Annotated in this window: 21 protein-coding genes; 14 read left to right on the forward strand and 7 right to left on the reverse strand. The window is 65.2% G+C overall.

Going from position 1 to position 21,683, the window contains the following annotated elements; genetic code table 11:
- Positions 1-92: 92 nt before the first annotated feature.
- Genes EJI01_RS04790 through EJI01_RS04805 form a run of 4 tightly spaced genes read left to right on the forward strand, consistent with a single transcriptional unit; the run spans position 93 to position 4,284 of the window.
- Positions 93-1,253 carry a YjgN family protein gene (locus EJI01_RS04790; protein WP_126835970.1) on the forward strand — a complete coding sequence of 387 codons (1,161 nt, stop codon included), beginning with the start codon at positions 93-95 and terminating at the stop codon, positions 1,251-1,253.
- Positions 1,250-2,314 carry a M48 family metallopeptidase gene (locus EJI01_RS04795; protein ID WP_126835971.1) on the forward strand — a complete coding sequence of 355 codons (1,065 nt, stop codon included), beginning with the start codon at positions 1,250-1,252 and terminating at the stop codon, positions 2,312-2,314. Before EJI01_RS04790 ends, EJI01_RS04795 begins: the two co-directional genes overlap by 4 nt.
- Before the next feature lie 30 nt (positions 2,315-2,344).
- The gene (purB, locus tag EJI01_RS04800; RefSeq protein WP_126835972.1) at positions 2,345-3,724 is read left to right on the forward strand and encodes an adenylosuccinate lyase; all 1,380 of its coding nucleotides are present in this window, start codon (positions 2,345-2,347) and stop codon (positions 3,722-3,724) included.
- Positions 3,724-4,284 (forward strand): YaeQ family protein, encoded by a 561-nt coding sequence (locus EJI01_RS04805; RefSeq protein ID WP_126835973.1) that lies wholly within the window; start codon positions 3,724-3,726, stop codon positions 4,282-4,284. Before purB ends, EJI01_RS04805 begins: the two co-directional genes overlap by 1 nt.
- 11 nt (positions 4,285-4,295) lie before the next feature.
- Here EJI01_RS04805 and EJI01_RS04810 read toward each other — a convergent pair whose 3' ends face one another.
- Together EJI01_RS04810 and EJI01_RS04815 are read right to left on the reverse strand one after the other, a co-directional pair.
- A complete protein-coding gene (locus EJI01_RS04810) occupies positions 4,296-4,601 on the reverse strand; it encodes a DUF2007 domain-containing protein (protein WP_126835974.1) in 306 nt (101 codons plus the stop codon).
- Between the two features lie 12 nt (positions 4,602-4,613).
- Positions 4,614-5,066: a DUF3717 domain-containing protein gene (locus tag EJI01_RS04815; RefSeq protein WP_126835975.1), complete on the reverse strand. Its 453-nt coding sequence runs from the start codon at positions 5,064-5,066 to the stop codon at positions 4,614-4,616.
- A 419-nt stretch (positions 5,067-5,485) separates the two neighbouring features.
- On the opposite strand from EJI01_RS04815, the gene EJI01_RS04820 reads away from it, so the two are divergent.
- The 3 genes from EJI01_RS04820 to EJI01_RS04830 are packed head-to-tail and all read left to right on the forward strand — an operon-like array spanning position 5,486 to position 7,099.
- Positions 5,486-6,223 carry a TerC family protein gene (locus EJI01_RS04820; protein WP_126835976.1) on the forward strand — a complete coding sequence of 246 codons (738 nt, stop codon included), beginning with the start codon at positions 5,486-5,488 and terminating at the stop codon, positions 6,221-6,223.
- Positions 6,224-6,247: 24 nt separating this feature from the next.
- Complete coding sequence (locus EJI01_RS04825) at positions 6,248-6,712, forward strand: hypothetical protein (protein ID WP_126835977.1); 465 nt, start codon at positions 6,248-6,250, stop codon at positions 6,710-6,712.
- 27 nt (positions 6,713-6,739) lie between these two features.
- Positions 6,740-7,099, forward strand: coding sequence for a phage holin family protein (locus EJI01_RS04830; protein WP_126835978.1), 360 nt, complete (start codon positions 6,740-6,742; stop codon positions 7,097-7,099).
- On the opposite strand, the gene EJI01_RS04835 is transcribed toward EJI01_RS04830, so the two are convergent.
- On the reverse strand, positions 7,092-8,666 hold the full coding sequence (locus tag EJI01_RS04835; protein ID WP_126835979.1) for a M48 family metalloprotease: 1,575 nt from the start codon (positions 8,664-8,666) through the stop codon (positions 7,092-7,094). The genes EJI01_RS04830 and EJI01_RS04835 overlap by 8 nt on opposite strands.
- Positions 8,667-8,720: 54 nt before the next feature.
- Here EJI01_RS04835 and moaC point away from each other — a divergent pair, with 54 nt between their 5' ends.
- On the forward strand, positions 8,721-9,212 hold the full coding sequence (gene moaC, locus EJI01_RS04840; RefSeq protein ID WP_126835980.1) for a cyclic pyranopterin monophosphate synthase MoaC: 492 nt from the start codon (positions 8,721-8,723) through the stop codon (positions 9,210-9,212).
- On the opposite strand, the gene EJI01_RS04845 is transcribed toward moaC, so the two are convergent.
- Positions 9,203-10,297 carry a glycosyltransferase gene (locus EJI01_RS04845; RefSeq protein ID WP_126835981.1) on the reverse strand — a complete coding sequence of 365 codons (1,095 nt, stop codon included), beginning with the start codon at positions 10,295-10,297 and terminating at the stop codon, positions 9,203-9,205. The two genes, moaC and EJI01_RS04845, sit on opposite strands and share 10 nt — an antisense overlap.
- 28 nt (positions 10,298-10,325) lie before the next feature.
- Positions 10,326-12,005, reverse strand: a complete 1,680-nt coding sequence (locus EJI01_RS04850) for a PglL family O-oligosaccharyltransferase (RefSeq protein WP_126835982.1) — start codon at positions 12,003-12,005, stop codon at positions 10,326-10,328.
- 207 nt (positions 12,006-12,212) lie between these two features.
- On the opposite strand from EJI01_RS04850, the gene EJI01_RS04855 reads away from it, so the two are divergent.
- From EJI01_RS04855 to EJI01_RS04880, 6 genes are read left to right on the forward strand one after another with little or no spacing between them, the layout of a single operon-like run.
- Entirely contained in the window at positions 12,213-12,617 is a 405-nt protein-coding gene (locus EJI01_RS04855) for a type IV pilin protein (RefSeq protein WP_221885634.1), read from the forward strand.
- Positions 12,617-13,219 carry a GspH/FimT family pseudopilin gene (locus EJI01_RS04860; RefSeq protein WP_126835983.1) on the forward strand — a complete coding sequence of 201 codons (603 nt, stop codon included), beginning with the start codon at positions 12,617-12,619 and terminating at the stop codon, positions 13,217-13,219. Before EJI01_RS04855 ends, EJI01_RS04860 begins: the two co-directional genes overlap by 1 nt.
- Entirely contained in the window at positions 13,216-13,611 is a 396-nt protein-coding gene (gene pilV / locus EJI01_RS04865; protein WP_126835984.1) for a type IV pilus modification protein PilV, read from the forward strand. The genes EJI01_RS04860 and pilV overlap by 4 nt, the downstream gene beginning before the upstream one ends.
- Positions 13,608-14,858, forward strand: coding sequence for a PilW family protein (locus tag EJI01_RS04870; RefSeq protein WP_126836142.1), 1,251 nt, complete (start codon positions 13,608-13,610; stop codon positions 14,856-14,858). Before pilV ends, EJI01_RS04870 begins: the two co-directional genes overlap by 4 nt.
- Positions 14,855-15,529 carry a hypothetical protein gene (locus EJI01_RS04875; protein ID WP_126835985.1) on the forward strand — a complete coding sequence of 225 codons (675 nt, stop codon included), beginning with the start codon at positions 14,855-14,857 and terminating at the stop codon, positions 15,527-15,529. Before EJI01_RS04870 ends, EJI01_RS04875 begins: the two co-directional genes overlap by 4 nt.
- A 15-nt stretch (positions 15,530-15,544) precedes the next feature.
- Positions 15,545-19,780 (forward strand): PilC/PilY family type IV pilus protein, encoded by a 4,236-nt coding sequence (locus tag EJI01_RS04880; protein ID WP_126835986.1) that lies wholly within the window; start codon positions 15,545-15,547, stop codon positions 19,778-19,780.
- Between the two features lie 94 nt (positions 19,781-19,874).
- Here the strand turns inward: EJI01_RS04880 and EJI01_RS04885 are convergent, their stop codons facing one another.
- Complete coding sequence (locus EJI01_RS04885) at positions 19,875-20,516, reverse strand: sugar transferase (RefSeq protein WP_126835987.1); 642 nt, start codon at positions 20,514-20,516, stop codon at positions 19,875-19,877.
- The gene (locus EJI01_RS04890) at positions 20,516-21,679 is read right to left on the reverse strand and encodes a DegT/DnrJ/EryC1/StrS family aminotransferase (protein WP_126835988.1); all 1,164 of its coding nucleotides are present in this window, start codon (positions 21,677-21,679) and stop codon (positions 20,516-20,518) included. The genes EJI01_RS04885 and EJI01_RS04890 overlap by 1 nt, the downstream gene beginning before the upstream one ends.
- Positions 21,680-21,683 lie beyond the last annotated feature (4 nt).

Consider the following 21,683-nt stretch of genomic DNA (forward strand, 5'->3'; position numbering starts at 1 on the left):
TTCCGGGGTCGTCGTTGTAGCGTTTTGATTCTAGGTGAACGCACGCAGTGCAGAATCCGGCTCCATACCAACGAGGGAGAAGGTAGGAAAGCATGGACATCGAAGCGCCCATCGACGCGACTGCGGAACGCCATCCGATCGAGTTCACGGCCAGCGGCAGCGAGTACTTCCGCATCTGGATCGTGAACCTGCTGCTGATCGTGGTCACGCTGGGCATCTACCTGCCCTGGGCCAAGGTCCGCAAGCTCAAGTACTTCTACAGCAACACCTGGGTCGGCGGCGACGCGCTGGACTTTCATGGCGAGCCGGTCAAGATGCTGCGCGGCACGCTGATCGCCGCCGGCTTCCTGATCGCCTATTCGGTGGGCAGCAACTTCTCCGGCTGGGCCGCCCTGGTGGCGGCGCTGGCCTTCGTCGTGCTGTGGCCCGCCCTGTTCCGCGCCGCGATGCGCTTCCGGCTCGCCAACACCAGCTGGCGCGGCCTGCGCTTCCGTTTCGCCGGCGATACGGCCGGTGCCTATGCCTGCATGCTGCCGCCGCTCGCGCTGGCGCTGCTGCCGGTGGCGATCGCCGGCGCGATGGCGGGCGCGCCGGGCGACGAGGAGGTCCAGCAGGCGCTGCCGGCCGTTGCGGCCGGCGTGATCGGCCTCGGCATGCTGATCTTCGTGGTGGGCCTGCCCTACTTCCTCTGGCGCGTGAAGCGCTACCAGCACGACAACTACGCCATCGGCGGACTGCAGACCCGGCTCAAGGCCGACGTGGGCGTGCTCTACGGCATCTTCATCAAGCTGATCGCGCTGAGCTTCGTCGCCTTCCTGATCGCCATCGTCGTGTTCGGCGGCCTGGCCTTCGCCGGCCGCAAGAGCGGCATGGGCGCGGCCTTCGTGCTGCTGGCCGTGGTGCTGGGCTTCGGCGGCATCCTGCTGTTCAACATCCTGCCCAAGTCCTATCTGCAGGTGCGGCTGCAGAACCTGCTGTGGTCGACCACCGGCAACGAGCTGATGCGTTTCGACAGCCGCCTGCTGTTCAAGGGCTACCTGGGCCTGCAGTGCAAGAACTACCTGCTGATCTTCCTGACCCTCGGCCTCTACTGGCCCTTCGCCGTGGTGAACACGCGGCGCGCGCAGATCGAGGCGATCGAACTGCAGACCCGCATCGGGCTGGACAGGATCAGCCAGGTGGCGGGGCGCGAGGACCCGGGCGCGGCGGGCGACATGGCGGCCGACCTGTTCGGCCTGGACATCGGGATGTGAGCACGGCCCTCGACGCCCGTTTCTTCGACGGTCGCAGCAGCCGGCCGCACGCGGCGCGCCTGCATGTGCAGGGCGACCTGCTGACGATCGCCCCGGCGCCCGGCGAAGCCTTCGAGGCGCTCACGGTACCGCTGGCCCAGGTGCGCTGGCCCGAGCGCACGCGGCACGGCGGACGCATCGCGCAATTGCCGCAGGGCGCCAGCGTGCAGGCGCTCGACGTCGCGGCCTGGGACGAATGGGCCGCGCGGCAAGGCCGCGCCGACAGCTGGGTGGTGCGCGCCCAGCAGAACTGGCGCGGCGTCGCGATCGCCTTCGTGCTGCTGTTGGCCGCCACCGCGGCCATGTACCAGTGGGGCCTGCCCTGGGTGGCGCGCGGCGTCACCGCGGCGGTGCCGATTCGCGTCGACGCCTTGATCGGCGAGGAGGTGCTGGCCTCGGTCGACCAGTCGCTGCTGCAGCCCAGCGCCCTGCCGCCCGCCGAGCAGGAACGCATCCGCCGCGCCTTCGCGCGGATGGTGCAGGCGGCGCATCCGGAGGACGCGCCGGCCTGGAAGCTCGAGTTCCGGCGCGGCCGCGACAAGCAGCTGGGGCCGAATGCGCTGGCGCTGCCGGGAGGCACCATCATCCTCACCGACGAACTCGTGCGGCTGATGCCCGGCAACGACGAGGCGGTGCTGGGGGTGCTGGGCCACGAGTTCGGCCATGTGCGCCTGCGCCATGCGATGCGGCAGCTGGTGCAGGTCTCGGCGGTCGGCTTCGCGGTATCGGTCGCCTTCGGCGACTACGGCACGCTGATCGGCAGCGCGCCGGTGCTGCTGGCCACGCTGGGCTACTCGCGCGATGCCGAACGCGAAGCCGACGCGGAATCGGTGCGCCTGATGCGCGCCGTGGGCATTTCGCCGCGCACGATGGTCGGCTTCTTCGAGGCCATCGAACGCTGGCGCGGCGAGCAGAAACGCGCCGGACTCGACGACGACACCATCGGCCTGGCCTTCTCCTCGCATCCGGCCACGGCCGAGCGGATCGCGTTTTTCAGGGAGGCGGCCGAGAGCGCAAATTGATTGCGGCAGGGCGCCACCTAAAATTGGCCCATGAGTTTCTCCACCGTCTCCGCCCTTTCCCCCCTCGACGGCCGCTACGCGGCCAAGCTCTCGGCGCTGCGCCCGTTGATGAGCGAACAGGGTTATATGCACCGGCGCGTGCAGGTCGAGGTGGCGTGGTTCATCGCGCTGTCGGACTGCGGCTTTCCCGAATTCAAGCCGCTCACGGGCGGCGCGCGCAAGTACCTGCTGGGCCTGGTCACCAATTTCTCCGAGGCCGACGCAGTCGCGATCAAGCAGATCGAGAAGACCACCAACCACGATGTGAAAGCGGTCGAGTACTGGATCAAGTCGAAATTCGAGGCGCGGCCGGAGCTGCTCGCTGCCTCCGAGTTCGTGCATTTCGCCTGCACCAGCGAAGACATCAACAACACCAGCCACGCGCTGCAGATCCAGGCGGCGCGCGAGAAGGTGATGCTGCCGGCGATCGACGGCCTGATCGCCACCCTGCGCGAGATGGCGACCAAGTTCGCCGCCGTGCCCATGCTCTCGCGCACGCACGGACAGACGGCGAGCCCGACCACCGTCGGCAAGGAGTTCGCAAACGTCGCGGTGCGCCTGACCAAGGCGCGCGAACGGATCGCCGGCGTGCAGCTGCTGGCCAAGATGAACGGCGCGGTCGGCAACTACAACGCGCACATGGCAGCCTGGCCGGAGTTCGACTGGGAAGCCTTCAGCCGCAAGGTGGTCGAGACGCCGGCGCCGCTGGGCCTGGGGCTCAGCTTCCAGCCCTACAGCATCCAGATCGAGCCGCACGACTACATGGCCGAGCTCTTCGATGCGGTGGCGCGCACCAACACCATCCTGATCGACCTCTCGCGCGACATCTGGGGCTACGTGAGCCTGGGCTACTTCAAGCAGCGCCTGAAGCCGGGCGAGATCGGCTCCTCGACCATGCCGCACAAGGTCAACCCGATCGACTTCGAGAATGCCGAAGGCAACCTCGGGCTTGCGAACGCGCTGCTGCGCCACCTGAGCGAGAAGCTGCCGGTCAGCCGCTGGCAGCGCGACCTCACCGACAGCACCGTGCTGCGCAACATCGGCGTGGCCTGCGGCTATGCCGTGCTGGCCTACGCGAGCCTCGCGACCGGCCTGGGCAAGCTCGAGCTCAACGAGGAGGCGCTGGCCGAGGACCTCGACGCCTCGTGGGAAGTGCTGGCCGAGCCGATCCAGACCGTGATGCGCCGCTTCGGCGTGCAGGGGGCGTACGAGCAGTTGAAGGAAGTGACGCGCGGCAAGACGGTGACGGCCGAGGCGCTGCACGGCCTGATCCGCTCGCTCGAGATTCCGGAAGCCGAGAAGGAACGCCTGTTGGCGATGACGCCCGGCAGCTACATCGGCAAGGCCGCCGAGTTGGCCCGGCGGATCTGATGGCGCTGAAATCCACGATCTTCAAAGCCAACCTCGCTGTCGCCGACATCGATCACAGCTACTACGCCGACCACGCACTGACCCTCGCGCGCCACCCCAGCGAGACCGACGAGCGGATGATGATCCGGCTGGTGGCGCTGGCGCTCAACGCCTACAAGCTGCAGGACGTGTGCAACGGCGACGGCACGCTGGCCTTCGGCGCCGGCCTGTCGAACCCCGACGAGCCCGACGTCTGGCTGCGCGATTTCACCGGCGAGGTGAAGCTCTGGATCGAGGTCGGGCAGCCCGAGGACAAGCCGGTCATCAAGGCCTGCGGGAAGGCCGACGAAGTCATCGTCTACTGCTTCAATCACGCGGCCGAAATCTGGTGGCGCGGCATCGAGAACAAGCTCACGCGGCCGCAGAACCTCAGCGTGTTCCGCGTGCCCACGGCCGCCTCGCAGTCGCTCGCCGCGCTCGCGCAGCGCTCCATGCAGCTGCAGGCCACGATCCAGGAAGGCACGCTGATGCTGGGCGACGGCACGCACAACATCGACATCGAGCCCGTGCGGCTGAAGTAGGCGGGCTCGGTTCAGGCGGGCGGCATCATCGCGCCGCACTGCCAGCACTGCTCGAAGCCGCCTTCGACGAGTTCGCCGCAGCTGCATTGCCAGCGCCGCTGCGGCCGGTGCTGCAGCTCGTGGAGCAAGCGCTCGGCCAGCGCGAACTGGGCTTCGTCCTCGATCCAGATCTCGGGCAGGCATTGATCGGGCGGCAACTGCCCGGCCGCGGCGCCGAGGTATTCGCGCTGCACCGAGGCCGCGACGCCGTCTTCGCGCAGCGCATGCACCCACAGCGTGGCGATTGCCAGGTTGGGGGCTTGCACGAGGCGGCGCATTGGAATTTCTTTTCAGCGCGGCGCGTCGGCCGCAACCGGGTCGTCGGGCCAGACGTGCTCGGCCTCCCGCGCCCGCTCGGCGTACTTGTTGAAGCGCCAGGCGCTGTCCTGCATGGTGATGCGGCGCCAGGTCGAGCGCTTCTCGCCCGGGGTCATGGCGGGCCAGTGCTGCACCTCGTCGAAGCTGCGCCCGCAGCCCTTGCACTCGTCGTCGCCCTGGCTGGTGGAGCAGATGGCGATGCAGGGCGTGTCGGGCGTGCCGAGGTACCACGCCAGCCAGGCATCCCAGGCATCTCTGGGAAAGCCCGCCTCGTCGACCTCGTCCTCGTGGTGAAACACCATGAGCGCGTAGACCTCGGCCAGCGCGCGCAGCTCGGGCGCGAGGGTGATGCCATCGGGCGAGGGCTTCTGCTCGCGCCAGAAGTTGATGGCGGCCTCGATGTCGGTGATGTGGATGGCGGCCATGAGGTCGGAAAAATGCGAGCGGGCATCATAGTCCGGCAAAGTCCCAAGGCGATCGAAGGTTATGCGGCGCTACAGAATCCATAGCGCCGGATGGCCGAACAATGGCGCATGCGGACGTTTTTTCTTTGAGGCGCGGAGAAATTCAGGTTGCCACGCCGGGGGTCTCGATGCTTTAATCCGGGCCACGAAGGGGAGTAGCTCCCGTCCGCTTTTCGCAAAGCGGATATCGCCAGGTCGTCAATACGAAGCACACAACACTTCCGGCCTGACGGGCAGCCGCACGCGCTGCCGAGCAAGACCTTCGATTTGAACCCGTGCAGGTTTGATCGAAGCGATTGCAAGTTCCCGGGGCCACCCGGTCCTCATTCAGTCGCTTCATCCGAGCTGCTCGGAATAGAGCAAAACGAACAGAGGACTTTATGGAACAGTTCATGGCCCCCGAATTTTGGGTCGCCGTCGGTCAAATCATTATGATCGACATCCTGCTCGGTGGCGACAACGCCGTCGTGATCGCGCTGGCCTGCCGCAAGCTGCCGCCGGCGATGCGCACCAAGGGCATTCTCTGGGGCACGGCGGGCGCCATTATCCTGCGCGTGATCCTGATCTTCTTCGCGCTCACGCTGCTTGCGATCCCGTTCCTGAAGGTGGTAGGCGCCCTGCTGCTGGTGTGGATCGGCGTCAAACTGCTCGCGCCCGACCATGACGATGCGCACGGCAACATCGCCGCCAGCGACAAGCTCTGGGCCGCCGTCAAGACCGTGATCGTGGCCGACCTGGTGATGAGCGTGGACAACGTGATCGCGATCGCCGGCGCCGCCCAGGGTGCGGGCGAGGGCCACCAGATGCCGCTCGTGATCTTCGGTCTGCTGGTCAGCATCCCGATCATCGTGTGGGGCAGCCAGCTGGTCATCAAGCTGATGGACCGCTTCCCGATCATCATCACGGCGGGCGGCATGCTGCTGGGCTGGATCGCCGGCACGATGGCGGTGAGCGACCCGGCCGTGGTCAACCCCGCCGCCTGGACCTGGGTGCCCAAGGTGCCGCAGACCGACACGGTGCGCTACATTGCCGGTATCGGCGGCGCGCTGCTGGTGCTGGCCATCGGCAAGTGGGTTGCCATGCGCAAGCCGAAGCCTGAAAGCACCGCCACTGCCTGATCTCGCAGGAAAGAAGGAGCACCCATGGAAAAGATCATTCTGTATGTCGACGATGCGGCCTATGCGCGCGAGTTTCTCGCCAAGCTGTCGCCGGCAGCGGTCGGCACGGGTGCTAGGCATTGGGTGCTGGTGGCTTGCGCGCCGCGCATGACGCATCGCATCAGCAAGTGGGTGAGCCACAGCGCGCGCGAGAACTGGCGCGCCAAGTGGTTCGCGAAGGTGCAGGAGCAGCTGCTGCCGGTGCTGCGGCTGCGCGACGGCCAGGTCACGCCGGTTCTCGCCAAGGGTCCGCTCGCCGAGCTGACCCAGCAGCTGAAGCTGGAGCACGGCGCGGCCCAGGTGGTCGATGCGCGGCGGCCGAAGATCGGCGTCGACCTCGAGCCCGTGGCGCCGGACGTGCCCTCGCCCGGCCAGTCGGGCTGGGCCGTGCCGGGCGGGGTGCTGGGCATGGGTGCGCTGCTGGTGCTGGCCAACGAGCTGTCGGAATAGGGCCCATCCAGCGCCCTCGTCCGACGCATGCGACTTCTCATCAAATGGCTGCTGAGCGCGCTCGCGCTCCTCGCAGTCACCTACGTCTACAGCGGCGTGCAGGTGCCGAACTTTACCTCGGCGCTGATCGCCGCGGCGGTGATCGGCCTGCTCAACATGTTCGTGCGGCCGGTGCTGGTGGTGCTCACGCTGCCGGTCAGCATCGTCACGCTGGGACTCTTCCTGTTCGTGATCAACGCCCTCCTGTTCTGGGCCGCCTCGGGGCTGCTGTCGGGCTTCCATGTCAACGGCTTCGTGGCCGCGCTGATCGGCTCGCTGATCTATTCGCTGCTCGGCATCGTCATCGAGGCGGCGCTCGGCGGGCTGTTCGCCAAGCGGGTTATTTGAGCGGCGGTTCGGCCGCCTGCTCCTTCACCAGTACCTCGACCGCCCGTGCGCGCGTGTCGATGATCGACGCCTCGTAGTGATCGATGGGCACCCCGCCCTGCCCATCCGCGCTCTTGCGCATCAGTTCCTGCGCAGCCTTGAACCGGTCGCGCGCACCCGCGTAGTCGAGCACCGCGACGTTGGCCTCGGCATCGGCACGCACCGCGCGCAGCGTGTCGTTCTGCGCCCCGTAGAGATTGGCCAGCGTGCGCCAGGCAGTCGCATCGCGCGGATGCTGGGCCACCCAGTCGCGCAGCGGCGCGACCATCGGCGCCGCATTGCGGGTGGCGACCGCCGCTTGCGCGGCGAGCAGCATTTCGGGACGGTCCTCGGCCTTGGCGTCCAACAGCGCGGCCGCCTTGGGGGCGTCGTTCGCGGCGAGTTCGATCTCGGCTGAAAGCAGGCGCGCCAGGCGCGAGGCCGCCGCATCCTCCGACGTCCGCGCGACCAGCCGCTGCGCCAGCGCGCGGGCGGCCTTGAAATCGCGCAGCTCGTTGGCCGACAGCGCCGCCGCGTAGAGCGCGCCGGCCTGCTGGGCCGGCGCGCTGCGCGTGAATTCGCCGGCTCCGGCGGCGTTGACCCACAGCCGCAGCACATCGACACCCGGCCGCGAGAGCACGCGCGCGCGGGCGGCGATCATCGCGTGGTCCATGACGAGCGGCATCGTGTGCTCCGCGCCCGGCTTGAACTGGAAGCGGCCCTGCATGTCCGAGATCCGCTCGCTGTTGAGCGGATGGCTGCGCAGGTAGGGATAGGAGCCGTTGTCGTTGAGGCGCGAGGCGTACTGCAGCTTTTCGAACATCGCGGCCGCGCCCTGCGGGGCGAAGCCGGCCTGCGTCATCACACCGAAGCCGACGCGGTCGGCCTCGCGCTCCATGTCGCGCGAGAAGCCGAGCTGGCTCTGCACGAAGGCGGCCTGGCTGCCCATCATCACCGCCTGCCCGGCATCCGGATTGCGGCTCTTGCCGGCCGCGATCATGCCGAGGATCATGCCGGCGAGCAGCAGCGGCATCTGCCGGCTCTGCTTGGCCATGATGCGCGAGATGTGGCGCTGCGTGACGTGCGAGAGCTCGTGCCCGAGCACGGTGGCGAGCTCGTCGCGGCTGCCCGTGGCCGAGATCAGCCCCAGGTGCAGCCCGAGATAGCCGCCCGGCAGCGCGAAGGCGTTGATGCTGCGGTCGCGTCCCAGCAGCACCGTCCAGGCGAAGCGCTCGTCGAGCTCGGGCGTGAGATCGCCGCGGGTGCGCGCCGCAGCCAGCAGGCGCTGCCAGATGTCCTGCACATACTCGACCAGGACCGGGTCGTCGATGTAGTCGGGGTCGCGGTACAGCTCGCGCGCGATCTGGTCGCCGAGCCGACGCTCGGCGCTGGCGGTCATCTCCCCGCCGTCGCCCATCCCCGGCAGCAGCTGGGCCTGCGCCAGGGGCGGCAGGGCGAGCTGGGGCGCGATCAAAAGGGCAGCGCACAGGGCCCGCAGCCGAGGCTTGGGCGGTCGAATCGAAAGAGAGAAAAGAGTCAAGCGCGGCATTCCTCGTCAATGGCTCGGCCTCGTATGATGCGTCACTCTACGGAACGTTCATCCATGAGTCCACTCACCCATTTCGACGCCCAAGGCCAGGCCCATATGGTCGACGTGGCCGCCAAGCCCGCCACCCACCGCGTGGCCGTGGCGACCGGCCGCATCGAGATGCAGGCCTCGACCCTGGCGCTGATCGAATCGGGCACGGCCAAGAAAGGCGACGTGCTCGGCATCGCGCGCATCGCGGGCATCCAGGCCGCCAAGAAGACCAGCGATTTGATTCCCTTATGCCATCCCCTTGCGCTGACGCGGGTGGCGGTGGCTTTCGCCATTGCCGACGGCGGGGTGCCGCAGGTGGCTTGCACAGCCACGGTCGAGACCGTCGGGCCCACCGGGGTCGAGATGGAGGCGCTGACAGCGGTGCAGGTGGCGCTGCTCACGATCTACGACATGTGCAAGGCGGTGGATCGGGGGATGACGATCAACGGGGTGCATCTGCTGGAGAAGCATGGGGGGAAGTCGGGGAGTTACGTGGCGGGGAAGGATCAGGCGTAGCGGCGGCGTCCGAAGCGTTCGATCGTGTTTTCGATCGCCTGCCTGATCCTTCGAAAAACCATGTTGCTGCTGAACATCCTGACCGATTCGCGGACCAGGTGGGCCGGAGGGAGCAGCGTACGGTCGCGAACCAGGTGCTGAATCCGGCCGGCCAACGCGCCGCCGTCGCCGACCGGATAGAGCCATCCGTTGTGCCCGTGCAGGATGATGTCTGCGGGACCCGAGGAACAATCGCTGCTGAGACACGGGATCCCGCGCGCCAGGGCCTCGATCAGGACCATCGGGAAACCCTCGAAAGCGGAGCAGAGAACAAGTAGATCCGCCGTCGCGACGGCACGCCACGGATCGGATTGCCAACCCAGCCAGTTCAGGCGATCGGCAATGCCGAGTTGCTCGGCCAAGGCATGAAGTCCGGCGATGTCTTCCTCGCCCTCTCCGGTGCCGATCAGGTCCAGCCGCCAATCACCTTCAACCAGCGCGAGCGCGCGCAGCAGATCGTCGGTGCGCTTCTGCCTTCCGACCATGAGGCGGCCGACATGCAGCAGCCGCAGCGGCCCGCTGGTCGAGCGAGCCATTGCCGAAGCCGCCTCGATGCGCGCGCCGTTGTAGACAAGGTGCACGCTCTCGGCCGCAATGCCGACGATCTTCTTGGTCGCAGCCGCGATCTGCGAGCTGATGCAGATGTGGCCATGGGCGTAGCGAAGGAAATCGGTTCTCTGCTTGTGCGCGGTCGAAAAATGCAACCAGGCCATCACCGGACGCTTGAGCCTTGCAAGGAGCAACCCCAATCGCACCAGCAGGATGCTCGAACCGTAGATCACGATGACGACATCGGGCGGATGGGTCTTGCAGGCGCGGATGACGGCAGGCAGGCCGCCAAGCATCTGCCATCTGAGTGACCTCGATCCGTTGGGCACTTCGGTGTACGCCAGCCCCTGATGCCAGCGCGCATCCAGCACGCTCGGGCAGAGCGCAAGAACCCGCACGCGGTCGCCATTGGCCTCGGCCTCCTCAGCCAGCGTCCGCACGCAAGTCTCTATTCCCCCGATGCCGGACAGGGTGCCGACGACGACAAGAATCTCCATGTTGCTCTCAGTTGTTGTTCTTGATTTGCTATTCGGACGGATCGTCCACCGGCTCGTTCTCGAGCCAGCGCGCGTACTCGCGCGGGAACGCTTTCTTGAAGCGCATCGCCTGCGCCAGCGCTTCGTCGTTCAGGCCGAGCAGCATGGCACTGTCGATCAGCTTGGTGATGACGCGGGGCTCCGGCGAGAAGTGAAGAAGGCGCTGCGCCAGCGCATGAACCTCGGCCGCATTGGCGGCGCTGACCGGCGTCAGCATGAGCTGGGCGAACTTCACCTGATTCGCGAACAACCAGGAACCTCGGAGCTTGGCCAAGGTGTCGTTGCGCCACGCCGGCAAGCGATCCTCGCGCGCAAGGTAGATCTGGCTGATGCGGGTGTAGTCCCAGGCGGCGTAGCCGACGGCCACCATCAGGACCGCCGCGGCAGCCAACGAAGGTCCAGCAATCCACTTCAAACGTGCTTCCTGCGATCCACGCCACAGAAAGCCCAGACAGAGCCCGAAGGCGAGTTGGAAGGGCCCGTACCAGAGCGGGTATTCGAGCATGCTGTGCAGCACGATCGCGCCGAGCAGGCCCCACGCCATAAGCCTCGCCGGATCGGTCTCGCGCCAAGGCCGTGCGGCCAGTACCAGCCAGCCGAAGCCGCCGCAGATCAGCAATGCTGCCGGGATTCCGAGTTCGACTGCGAGGTGGAGCGGCAGGTTGTGGGCGTTATCTAGGATCTCGACGAAGCGCAAGCCGCTGTAGAGCGTGCTGTAGTGCGCAAAGCTCAGCTCGCCCCAGCCCCAGCCTGTCCAAGGGCGCTGGGCGATCAGGTCGAGGACGTTGCGCCAGAGCACCAGGCGGCTGTGCGCGTCGGGCGCCCCTTCGCGCAGGCGGTGCATCATGCTTTCGACGCCGGAGCCGGCGAGCAAGGGCAGCAGCCAGGCGGCGGCGAAATAGGCGGGGGTCAGGGCCAGCAGCAGCAAGGGGTGCGGCAGCTTGAAGTTCGCAGCCTCTTCGTTTGGGCGATGCCGCTCGCGCCAGGCAAGGAAAGCGGCGGTGCCGCTGATCAGCAGAAGCTGCAGCAGCCCGGTGCGCGAGGTGGAGGCGGCGGCCGCGACGATCAGCAGTAGCCCTGTCGGCAGCAGCGCGGCGCGTATGCGGCGGCCGCCTGCCGCATGCAGCCACAGCGCAGCGATGAGCGCCATGCTGATCAAGGTGGCGAACTGGTTGCGCTGGCGCAGGTTGCCGTAAGCCTGACCCAGGTCGGGTGAGGTCGTCCACGGGGCGAGCGACTCGGCGAGGCCGTAGTACTGGAGCAGGCCGAGGATGGCACTGAGGAGGCCGGCGGTGAGCAAGCCCCAGGCCAGCGGCCAGGGCCGTGATGCCGACGCGTGTGCCAGCCCGGCACCCACGCAGGCTGACAGGCCGACGACCGCTACAGCAATGACCGCAGAAATATCGAGCATCGGGTTGTCGGATCGCCTCAGCAGGATCGACACGCCGACCAGGGCCAGCCAAAGCGCGAGGCCCCGAGCAGGCAATGCGACCGGCCCCGCCACCACCAATAGCGCCGCACAGCTCCATGCCGCCAGTTGCTGCCATACGTTGGCCGACGGACCGGCAACAAAAGGGAAAAGAAAAGACAGCGCGATCAGCGCAGCAAGTGCAAAGGCCGAGATGAGATCGGGTGCGGGCGCGTCTGCGCGAACGGCAGCTGGCGTCATGCGCGGAATTGTGCCTGTAGGAAAAAGTACACGAATTGCCTGCCCGGAGTCGACGAAAGGAAGCGACGCCCTGACAAGCGGTGATTCAGAAATCGATGGATTGGTGACAATTTGTGACCATCGTAAACGTTGCGATCAAAGGTCATCACAGTGCAAAACGCTTCTCTGCCTCGTTGCCGTCAGTCGGGCTTCACACTCATCGAAGTGATGATCGTGGTCGCCATCGTCGGAATACTTGCCGCGATCGCCCTGCCCGCCTATCAAGACTACGTGCTGCGCGGCCGGCTTGTCGACGCGCACAACGGCTTGGCCGCCATGCGGGCGGACATGGAGCGCTTCTACCAAGACAACCGCACCTACGCCTCGGTTGGCACCACCTTCATCTCGCCCTGCAAGGTCGATGAATCCAAGCGCAAGGTCGGCCCCTTCACGCTGTCTTGCGACGGCGATCCCTCCACCACCGCGTTCAAGCTGAAGGCAGAGGGCAGCGGCTCGACCAGTGGCTTCACGTTCACCGTCGACGAGAAGAACAACCGCACCTCGACGGTCACCGGTGTATCGGGCTGGAGTGGCTGCGCGAACGATTGGGTTGCCAAGAAGGGCGGTTGCTGATGCACGCTCTCCCCGTAGGCAACCGACGAGCGGCCGGCTTCACGCTGATCGAGCTGATGGTCACTGTCTCCATCATGGCGCTCCTGGCGATGCTGGCCGTGCCGGCGTTCTCGACCTGGATTGCCAACAGCAAGGTACGCACCATCGCCAACGCCCTGCAGGATGGTTTGCGCACTGCGCAGACCGAGGCCACGCGCCGCAGCCGCCAGGTGGTGTTTGCGCTGACGGACGACAGCAATCCCAGCGACGGCTACACCGCCAAGGAGAACGGCAAGTATTGGGCCATCAACACCATCACGCTGACGGACAGCGGCGAGACCGCAGCCTTCGTGGAGGCCGGCGTGCTCGCGGCCTCCGGCGCCAACGTCACCATCACCGGCCCGGTGGCGGTTTGCTTCAACTCGCTGGGGCGGCTTGTGACCAACGCGTCTCCAGGGGTCACCAGCGCCAGTTGCACAGCCGGCGACTCCACCTACAAAGTGGAACTCGCCGGCGCCGACCGGCCGCTGCAGGTGCAGATCAAGCTCGGCGGCCAGGTGCGCATGTGCGACCCGGCCAGGACTCTTTCCGCCACTCAGCCCGATGGCTGCCCCGCCTCATGAAACCTGCTCCTCGCAACCCCGCGGCGCACAGCCAGGCCGGCATCGCCTTGATCGAGGTACTCGTCTCGATCCTGCTGTTCTCTCTCGGCATCCTGGGCCTGATCGGCCTGCAAGCGCGCGCCATCAACTTCTCGGTCGATGCCGAGGACCGCAACCGTGCCGCTCTCCTGGCCGATGAACTGGCCAGCACCATGTGGCTCAACAAGACGGTCGATCTGCCCAGCGCTGAAAAGGAAAAGTGGGAAGACAAGGTGGAAAGCGCCCTGCCCGGCGCCAGCGCCACTGTGACCCCCAACGGCGGCACCGCCACCATCAGCATCAGTTGGCGCGCGCCGAGCCGCGCCGCCTCGGCGGCCGACAGCAGGCTCACGACCCAGGTGGTGCTGCCATGAAATCTACGCGCCCCTTCCGCCGCGATCCGCTGCAGCGGTCGCAACGCGGCCTGACCCTGGTGGAACTGCTGGTCGCCGTGGTCATCGGCCTGGTGGTCACGCTGGCCGTGACCAGCACCATCACCATCGGCGAGGCGCACAAGCGCACCACCACCTCGAACAACGACATCGGCCAGGCGGGCGCCTATTCGGCCAGCGTGATCGATCGCGCGCTGCGCAGCGCCGGCTCGGCATTCACGCAGGCCTGGAGCGCCGGCGGAGTGTTCGGCTGCAAGCTCAGTGCCGATCGCGCCAACACGGCAATCCTGCCGCGGACGGATGCCGATGGCGCCTTCAAGGCCCCTTTCGCCGGTTTCTTGGGCGATCTCGCCGGGCAGAAGGACCTGCGCGTGGCACCGGTCCTAATTGGCAAGGGCCAATCCAAATCAGGCTCGGACGTGTTGATGGTCATGGGCAGCAATGGCGCGGCCGGCGACGTGGCGCGCCCGAGCGTCGGCAACGCCGGCGGCGACCAACTCACGTTGAACACCACCATCGGCCTGCTGAGGAACGATCTGGTGCTCATCAGCCAGAGCGGCAAGACGGACTGCCGGCTGGAGCAGGTTTCATCAACTGCGAGTTTCGACGACAACTACACCGACAGACTCAGCCACGAGTTCGGCCGGGGCAGCCTGCCATTGGCCGGCAACTATCACAACGCCTCGAACACCACGGCACTTCTGGGCGTAGCGGACGGCTCGGGCTACCTCTCGGCGTTAGGCAAGCCCGACAACATCCAGTTCCTGCTCTTCGGTGTCGGCGACAACCACACGCTCTTCAGCTATGACCTGCTGCGCACCGGCGGCACCGACACCCCGCAGCCGATCGCAGAAGGCGTCTACGGCCTTTACGCACGCTATGGACTGGACACCAATCTCGACGGCAAGCTCGACACCTGGGCCAAGCCCGACGCGACCGGCTGGGACGTCGCCACCGTGATGAAGACACCCGCCACCGCACGCCAGATCGTGGCTGTGCGCGTGGCGCTGGTGATGCGCAGCACTCTCTACGAAAAGAGCAGCACCACCAACGTCAAGGTGGACGGGGAGGAGGACGAGAGCTATGTCGCCCCATCAACGCTCACCCTGTTCACCAGCCTGGGCGATGCCTTCAAACAGGACGAGCCAGTCACCGACCGTCACTACCGCCACCGCGTCGTCGAATTCACCGTTCCGCTGCGCAACATGCTGTTGCTGCCAACCTCATGACCAAGCAATCCCTTCCCAAGGCATCTCGCCAGCGCGGCGTGGTGCTGCTGTTCTGCCTGATCGTGCTGGTGGTGCTGCTGTCCGGCGGCGTCGCCGTGGTGCGATCGATGAACAGTTCGCTGTTCAGCGCCGGCAACCTCGCCTTCAAGCGCGACCTCGTCAATCGGGGCGAACTGGCAGCCTCGACGGTGTTGACGCAATTCAAGAGTGGTGCGCTGGCCACGGTTGCCGACACGTACACCAACATGCCCGCCAGGAATTACAGCGCCGTGCAATTGGTCGCCAATGACCGGGGCATTCCGCTGGTGCTGCTCAAGACGGGCGCCACTCCTACCGGCAAGAATGTCGCTGGCGCTGATTTTTCGCCAACCAGTGCCGACATCAAGGACGACGACGCAGGCGTCACCATCCGCTACGTGATCGACCGCCTGTGCAGCGCCACCGGCGAACCCACCATCACCACCACCAACACGCCGCCCGCTTCAGCCGGTGCCGACGTCCACTGCGTCTCCGTGCCGTCCAGCACCGACCTGATCGGCGGCGATGCGCGACGCGCCGGCAAGGACCTGGGCAATGCGTTGGCGCTGGTCTATCGGCTGACGGTCCGCGTGAGCGGCCCGCGCGACACGCAGGTGTTCCTGCAATCGTCCTTCACCAATCCTCTCGAATAGCCGGGGCACCGAGCCATGAAACACCCTTTGTCGTCGCACCCAGGCCTGCGCCGCGCAGCGCGCGCCACCGCCGTCTGCGCGGCCTTGCTCGGCATGCAGAATCCGATTCCTGCCGCCAGCCTGGCCGATCAACCCTGGGCAGCCACCGCCGACGTGCCCGGCAATCTGGCGCTGGCGCTTTCAGTCGAATGGCCCACGGCCTCGCGCACGGCCCACACGGCGGCTTACTCGAGCGCCAGCGAGTTCAAGGGCTACTTCGATCCCAACAAGTGCTACACCTACGTTTATGACGCCACGAGCAACGGCGTGACCAAGGCGGACGGCAGCGCCACCGGCAACAAGAGCTACTTCCAGCCGGCTGGCGCGGCTACCAGCCGTACATGCACCGGCGGCAACGACAGCAAATGGAGTGGCAACTTCCTGAACTGGGCTGCCACCGCCACCATCGATCCCTTCCGCTGGGCCATGACCGGTGGGCGCCGCGTGGTCGACGACGTCGACAAGACCATTCTGGAAAAAGGCTGGCATTCGGGCCAGGGCCTGTTTGACGACCGTAACCTGCCGGTGAGCGAAATCGCCGGTGCCACACCCTTCACCAGCGCCAACCAGTTGACCATCAAGGTCAATGGCATGGGCTTCAAGATGCGCCTGACCGCCAACCCGCGCACGCTCAAGGGCGACTACTACAACAACACCACGCTCGGGGGTAGCCCGAGCCACACCGTAGCGGCCGATTCCGCCGATCACATCTGGGGTTCGGCCAAGCCCTTTCCCAACATCAATGCCGACAATTTCTCGGCACGCTACACCGGTACCTTCGTCGCGCAAGAGACAGGTACCTACACCTTCCGCACCATCTCCGACGACGGCGTGCGTCTGTACGTCAATGATGTACTGCGCATCGACAACTGGACGAACCACTCGACCACCACAAACGACGCAACGGTCACGCTGACCAAGGGCGCCAGCTTCACGGTCAGGCTTGAATACTTCGACAGCGGCGCCGATGCCGTGATACAGCTGCAATGGGCAACCCCCTCGTCGCCCACGGTGTTCAGCTCCTTTGGCGGCTCGGCCGGCAGCACAACGGCGGTCGACTACAACAACGAAACCGGCAGCGGAGTCTATGACCTCACGATGCGCACGAGGGTGTGCGACGCCTCGTCCGGCGCCGGCGGCGTGGAATCCAATTGCAAGGCCTACGGCAGCAACTACAAGCCCGAGGGCTTGGTGCAGCAGTACGCACAGAAGATGCGCTACAGCGCCTTTGGCTACCTCAACCAGTCCACGGCCGCAGATGGCACAAGCAACGGCAACGCGCGCGATGGCGGCGTGCTGCGCGCCGCCCAGAAGTTTGTTGGCCCGACTCAGCCGGTACCGCTGAAATCCGCCATTGCTAACACGATTGGGGAGTGGGATCCCACTACGGGCCAGCTTGTGCAGAACCCAGATTCAATTACCTCGGCACTAGGCGTGGACATCGCGGATAGCGGCGTCATCAACTATCTCAACAAGTTCGGCCAGCTGACCCCCGGCAACTACAAGTCGCGTGACCCGGTCAGCGAGATGTACTACGGCGTTCTGCGTTACTTCCGCAATCTCGGCAATGTGCCCGAATGGAGCAACGTCGGCGCAGCCTCAACGTCGAGAATCAAGACGTGGGTGGATGGCTTTCCTGTCATTACCGACTGGAAGGATCCGATCCAGTACACCTGCCAGCGCAACTTTGTGCTGGGCATCGGCGACATCTATACCCACGCCGACAGAAACGTACCCGGCAACAAGGGAGATCCAACCGACCTGGAGAACACCACCCTGCCGGCAAAGGTGGCGGCGGACACGACGGTTGATGCCGTGAAGGCGACGGACAAGATAGGTGCATTGCAAGGCCTCGGCGCCATCGGCACCAACAACACGGGTTGGGGCGCTCCTGGCCGGGGCAATTCCGCGTACATGGCAGGCTTGGCCTACGACGCCAACGCCAAGGACATCCGTTCCGACGTGGACGGCAAACAGACCGTGCAGACCTACTGGGTCGACGTGCTGGAACAGTCGTTTCAAAAGAACAATCAGTTCTACCTGACTGCCAAGTTCGGCGGCCTCAACGTGCCGGGGGGCTTCGATCCTTACACGTTCGACCAGGCCATCCCGGATCTCTGGTGGTCTACCAGCGGCGATACGCTGACTGATACCCGTCTCACCACGGACGCCACCCAGAAAAAGCCTGACAACTACTTCACTGCCGGCAACCCTGACGACATGATCTCGGGCCTCAAGAAGGCTTTTGCAGCTATCGCCAACGCGATCGAGACCTTTACCACCTCGTTCTCGCCTTCGACATTCCAGTTCGCTAGCAGCGGATCGGCTTCCTATGGCGCCCAGTTCAACGCCAAGTACTGGAGCGGCATCCTGTCGGCCAGCGAACTGACTTTTGCCGCCGACGGCACCCCGACCGCCACCGCCAAGTGGAGCACCAGCACCACTCTCGAGACGCAGCTCGCCGGCACCGGCTGGGATACGAATCGGCGAGTGGCCACCTGGAGCGGCTCGGCGGGTATTCCGTTTCGCAAAGCCAGCCTCAGCAGTACACAGCTGGCAGCCCTGGATACCAGTTATGTGAGTACCGACGACAGCGAGAATTACCTGAACTGGCTGCGCGGCGACCGCAGCAACGAACGCACCGAAACCACCACCACCAAGCCCTATCGGTTCCGCAAGGCGCTGCTGGGCGATGTGGTCAATGCCAAGGTCACGCCGGTGGCAGTGCCTTCGCGAACGTTCTCGGAAACCGTCAACGTCGGCTACAGCAATTTCAAGACCACGTGGAAAGATCGCCTCACCATGGTCTACGTGGCGGCCAATGACGGCATGCTGCACGGCTTCAACGGCTCGCTCGACAGCAGCACCGATGTCAATGCCGGCAAGGAAGTGTTTGCATACGTGCCGAGCGCACTGTTCGCAAAGCCCAGCAGCTCGGATGCCGACGGCCTGCTGGCCCAGTTGGGCAACCCGCAGTACTCCCACAAGTACTATGTGGACGCCACGCCGATCGCCTACGACCTCGACTTCAACAACGCCGGCGGCGCCTTCAAGACCACCAAGGCATCGGATTCCGACTGGCGCACCCTGCTGATCGGCGGGCTCGGCAAGGGCGGCAAGGGCTACTACGCCATCGATGTGACCGATCCAGCGTCCATGACCGACGAAACCAAGGTCGCCGCCAAGGTGAAGTGGGAGTTCACCGACTCGACCATGGGCTACAGTTACGGCGCACCGCTGGTGGTCAAGACCAAGAAGTACGGTTGGGTAGCCATACTGACCTCGGGCTATAACAACAGCGACGGTTACGGCTACGTCTACTTCGTCAACCCCACGAATGGCGCCCTGCTCGAGAAGGTGCGCACCGGCAGCGCTTCGGACGGCTTGACGCAGATCACCGGCTTCATGAAGGAGTTCAACGACGGTACCGTTGATGCCCTCTATGTGGGCGATCTCAACGGTCAGCTCTGGCGCTTTGATGTGACGGCCCCCAAGGACACCACCACCACTACAGCTTACCCCGCCCCCCTGCTGCTGGCAACGCTCAAGAGCGACGACGGCACCGCACAACCCATCACCACGCTGCCGCTGATCGAAATTCAGCCCCTCACGCGCAAGCGCTTCGTGCTGGTGGGTACCGGGCGTCTGCTCGACATCTCGGACGTGGAGTCGACCGCGCCTCAGAGCTTCTACGCCATCATGGACGGCGGCGTGAACACCTTCAACAGCGCAACCGACCTGCCGGCCAGCGCATCGTTTCCGATGACGCGCTCCATGCTGACCCAAGTCAGCGACCTGACGGCCGGCATCACCCTCACCAATACCTCAATGGGCTGGTATACCGAACTGGGTACCACAACATCCTCCGCCTGGCGGTTGGTGCCCAACAACCACCCCACTTATAGCCGCGGCATCGTGGCCTTCGCGGCCTTCATGACCGCCGGCAATCCGTGCAGCCCGTCGGGGATCAGCCGGATCTACGCCATCGATATTGGAAACGGCAAGTCGACTCTGCTAAACAGCAGCGACGCCATTATTTCCTTCATCGAGACCGCCTCGGCGGTCACCGACCTGGAGTTCGTCAAGGTGGGCAACAAGGTGCGGCTGGTGGCGGGTGACTCGACCGGCAAGGTAACAAACCAGCGTTTCATGCCGCCGCCGAGCCAATCGCTGCGGTTGCTCAACTGGCGTGAAGTGCCGACGGTGGATTGAGGTGGCGTGCTCGGGCGTCACGCCTCGGGTGGCTTGGTCTCACTCCGGAGCACGGCGAGCAAGGCACTAGCTAGCGCCGCAAATAGTTACTGCCTCAGCGCTCCGCGCCCTTGCGTCGACCCGGAACTTCTCCTTCGGCCGTTCGACTCAGAACGACGCGCGCTGTGCGCCAGACGATAACCAGATCGAGCCAAAAGCTCCGCTTCCGGACGTACTGGCAGCAATGCTCTAGCTTGGCTGGCAGGATCTCTCGAACGTAGAGTTCTTCCGGATCTTCCGCAGCGGCGAGCACCGCACCCTCATCTCGGTAGGCAATCGAGGCAAGATCGGTGATACCGGGTCGCACACTCAAGATCAGATCCCGCGCTTCGCCCGGATACAGCGCGATGTAGCGGGACACCTCGGGTCTCGGGCCCACGACGCTCATGTCGCCGATTAGCACATTCACGAACTGGGGGAGTTCGTCGAGCTTATATTTGCGCAGGAGTACCCCTGCTCGCGTGATGCGCAGATCGGACTCTGCTGTGATCTGTGGGCCGTCTTCGGCGGCACCTACGCGCATGGTTCTGAACTTATAGATCGCAAAAGTTCGACCTCGCAAGCCGACGCGCTCCTGTCGAAACAGAATCGGTCCTCGCGAATCGAGCTTGATCCACAGGGCAGCGGCCACGAGTACAGGCGCCGATATCAGCAATGCGCACAACGCAAAGACGATATCGAACGCCCGCTTGAGCATCAGCCGAGCACCTCGCGCAATGCAGCAATCACGCGGTCTTGATCGCTGTCGGTCATCGCCGTGAACAAGGGAATGCTCACCATCGACTGATAGGCCGCATCGGAGTGCGGAAACATCTCCGTGGTGAGCGCGTAGCGGTCGCGCCAATAGGGCTGTCGATGTAGTGGCACGTAGTGCACGCTGGTACCTATGCCGCGGTCGGACAGTGCCTGCACCAATTCGTCTCGGGTTACCTTGGCAGTCGGGGCGAGGCGAATCACATAGAGATGCCAGGCATGCACCTCGCCCGCTGGAGGGTGCGCAGGACAGATCAGTGGCAAAGAGCTCAGCGCCTCGTGATAGCGCGCTGCCAAGTATTGCCGGCGCTCGAGAAACCGCGGCAGCTTGGTCAACTGCACCAACCCGATCGCTGCGGCGATATCTGTAAGGTTGTACTTGAAGCCAGGGGCAATCACCTCGTAGTACCAGGCGGGCGTCTTCGACTGGAAGCGGTCGAATGCATCGCGATTGATGCCATGCAGGCGCATGACTTTCATGCGCTCGGCAAGCGCGATGTCGCGGGTGACGACCATGCCGCCTTCACCGGTGGTGATCGTCTTGTTGGCGTAGAAGCTGAAAACGGTGATGTCTGAGCCCAGTGTTCCAACGAGCTGGCCGGCAGATGTGGTGGGCAACGCGTGTGCTGCATCCTCCACTACCTTTAACTTGTGGGCTTGGGCCAATGCCAGCAGCGCGGGCATGTCCGCGGCGAGACCTGCATAGTGCACCGGCATGATGGCTTTGGTGCGTGGTGTGATCGCCGCTTCAACAAGTCGTGGGTCGATGCACAGTGTGACGGGGTCGACATCCACCAGCACGACGTCAGCACCTAGATAGCGCACCACTTCCGCGGTGGCGGTAAAGGTATGGGTGGTGGTAATCACCTCGTCTCCGGGGCCAATGTCGAGTGCCTCGAGCGCAAGGTGAAGGCCGGCCGTGGCCGAGTTGACGGCCAGGCAACGCAGCGCTGAGTCGCTAAGAAACGCGCCAAATGCCTCTTCGAAGCGCTTAGTCTTCGGGCCGGTCGTGACCCAGCCCGACTTCAGCGCGCTTGCGATCTCGGCGAGTTCCTCATCGCCTAGCTCTGGCAGTGCGAACGGCAGGAATGGGGCTTCTTCTGGCATGGCT

This window comes from Variovorax sp. MHTC-1, from assembly GCF_003984645.1.
Lineage (GTDB): Bacteria > Pseudomonadota > Gammaproteobacteria > Burkholderiales > Burkholderiaceae_C > Variovorax.

Excerpts from the sequence above, each read along its gene's own strand:
- EJI01_RS04790 (WP_126835970.1), top strand. The coding sequence starts at position 93 with ATGGACATCGAAGCGCCCATCGACGCGACTGCGGAACGCCATCCGATC.
- EJI01_RS04845 (WP_126835981.1), bottom strand. The coding sequence starts at position 10,297 with ATGGAGATTCTTGTCGTCGTCGGCACCCTGTCCGGCATCGGGGGAATA.
- EJI01_RS04820 (WP_126835976.1), top strand. The coding sequence starts at position 5,486 with ATGGAACAGTTCATGGCCCCCGAATTTTGGGTCGCCGTCGGTCAAATC.
- EJI01_RS04850 (WP_126835982.1), bottom strand. The coding sequence starts at position 12,005 with ATGACGCCAGCTGCCGTTCGCGCAGACGCGCCCGCACCCGATCTCATC.
- EJI01_RS04805 (WP_126835973.1), top strand. The coding sequence starts at position 3,724 with ATGGCGCTGAAATCCACGATCTTCAAAGCCAACCTCGCTGTCGCCGAC.
- pilV (WP_126835984.1), top strand. The coding sequence starts at position 13,216 with ATGAAACCTGCTCCTCGCAACCCCGCGGCGCACAGCCAGGCCGGCATC.
- moaC (WP_126835980.1), top strand. The coding sequence starts at position 8,721 with ATGAGTCCACTCACCCATTTCGACGCCCAAGGCCAGGCCCATATGGTC.
- EJI01_RS04880 (WP_126835986.1), top strand. The coding sequence starts at position 15,545 with ATGAAACACCCTTTGTCGTCGCACCCAGGCCTGCGCCGCGCAGCGCGC.
- EJI01_RS04825 (WP_126835977.1), top strand. The coding sequence starts at position 6,248 with ATGGAAAAGATCATTCTGTATGTCGACGATGCGGCCTATGCGCGCGAG.
- EJI01_RS04815 (WP_126835975.1), bottom strand. The coding sequence starts at position 5,066 with ATGGCCGCCATCCACATCACCGACATCGAGGCCGCCATCAACTTCTGG.
- EJI01_RS04810 (WP_126835974.1), bottom strand. The coding sequence starts at position 4,601 with ATGCGCCGCCTCGTGCAAGCCCCCAACCTGGCAATCGCCACGCTGTGG.
- EJI01_RS04860 (WP_126835983.1), top strand. The coding sequence starts at position 12,617 with ATGCACGCTCTCCCCGTAGGCAACCGACGAGCGGCCGGCTTCACGCTG.
- EJI01_RS04885 (WP_126835987.1), bottom strand. The coding sequence starts at position 20,516 with ATGCTCAAGCGGGCGTTCGATATCGTCTTTGCGTTGTGCGCATTGCTG.
- purB (WP_126835972.1), top strand. The coding sequence starts at position 2,345 with ATGAGTTTCTCCACCGTCTCCGCCCTTTCCCCCCTCGACGGCCGCTAC.
- EJI01_RS04870 (WP_126836142.1), top strand. The coding sequence starts at position 13,608 with ATGAAATCTACGCGCCCCTTCCGCCGCGATCCGCTGCAGCGGTCGCAA.
- EJI01_RS04855 (WP_221885634.1), top strand. The coding sequence starts at position 12,213 with ATGATCGTGGTCGCCATCGTCGGAATACTTGCCGCGATCGCCCTGCCC.
- EJI01_RS04890 (WP_126835988.1), bottom strand. The coding sequence starts at position 21,679 with ATGCCAGAAGAAGCCCCATTCCTGCCGTTCGCACTGCCAGAGCTAGGC.
- EJI01_RS04830 (WP_126835978.1), top strand. The coding sequence starts at position 6,740 with ATGCGACTTCTCATCAAATGGCTGCTGAGCGCGCTCGCGCTCCTCGCA.
- EJI01_RS04835 (WP_126835979.1), bottom strand. The coding sequence starts at position 8,666 with ATGCCGCGCTTGACTCTTTTCTCTCTTTCGATTCGACCGCCCAAGCCT.
- EJI01_RS04875 (WP_126835985.1), top strand. The coding sequence starts at position 14,855 with ATGACCAAGCAATCCCTTCCCAAGGCATCTCGCCAGCGCGGCGTGGTG.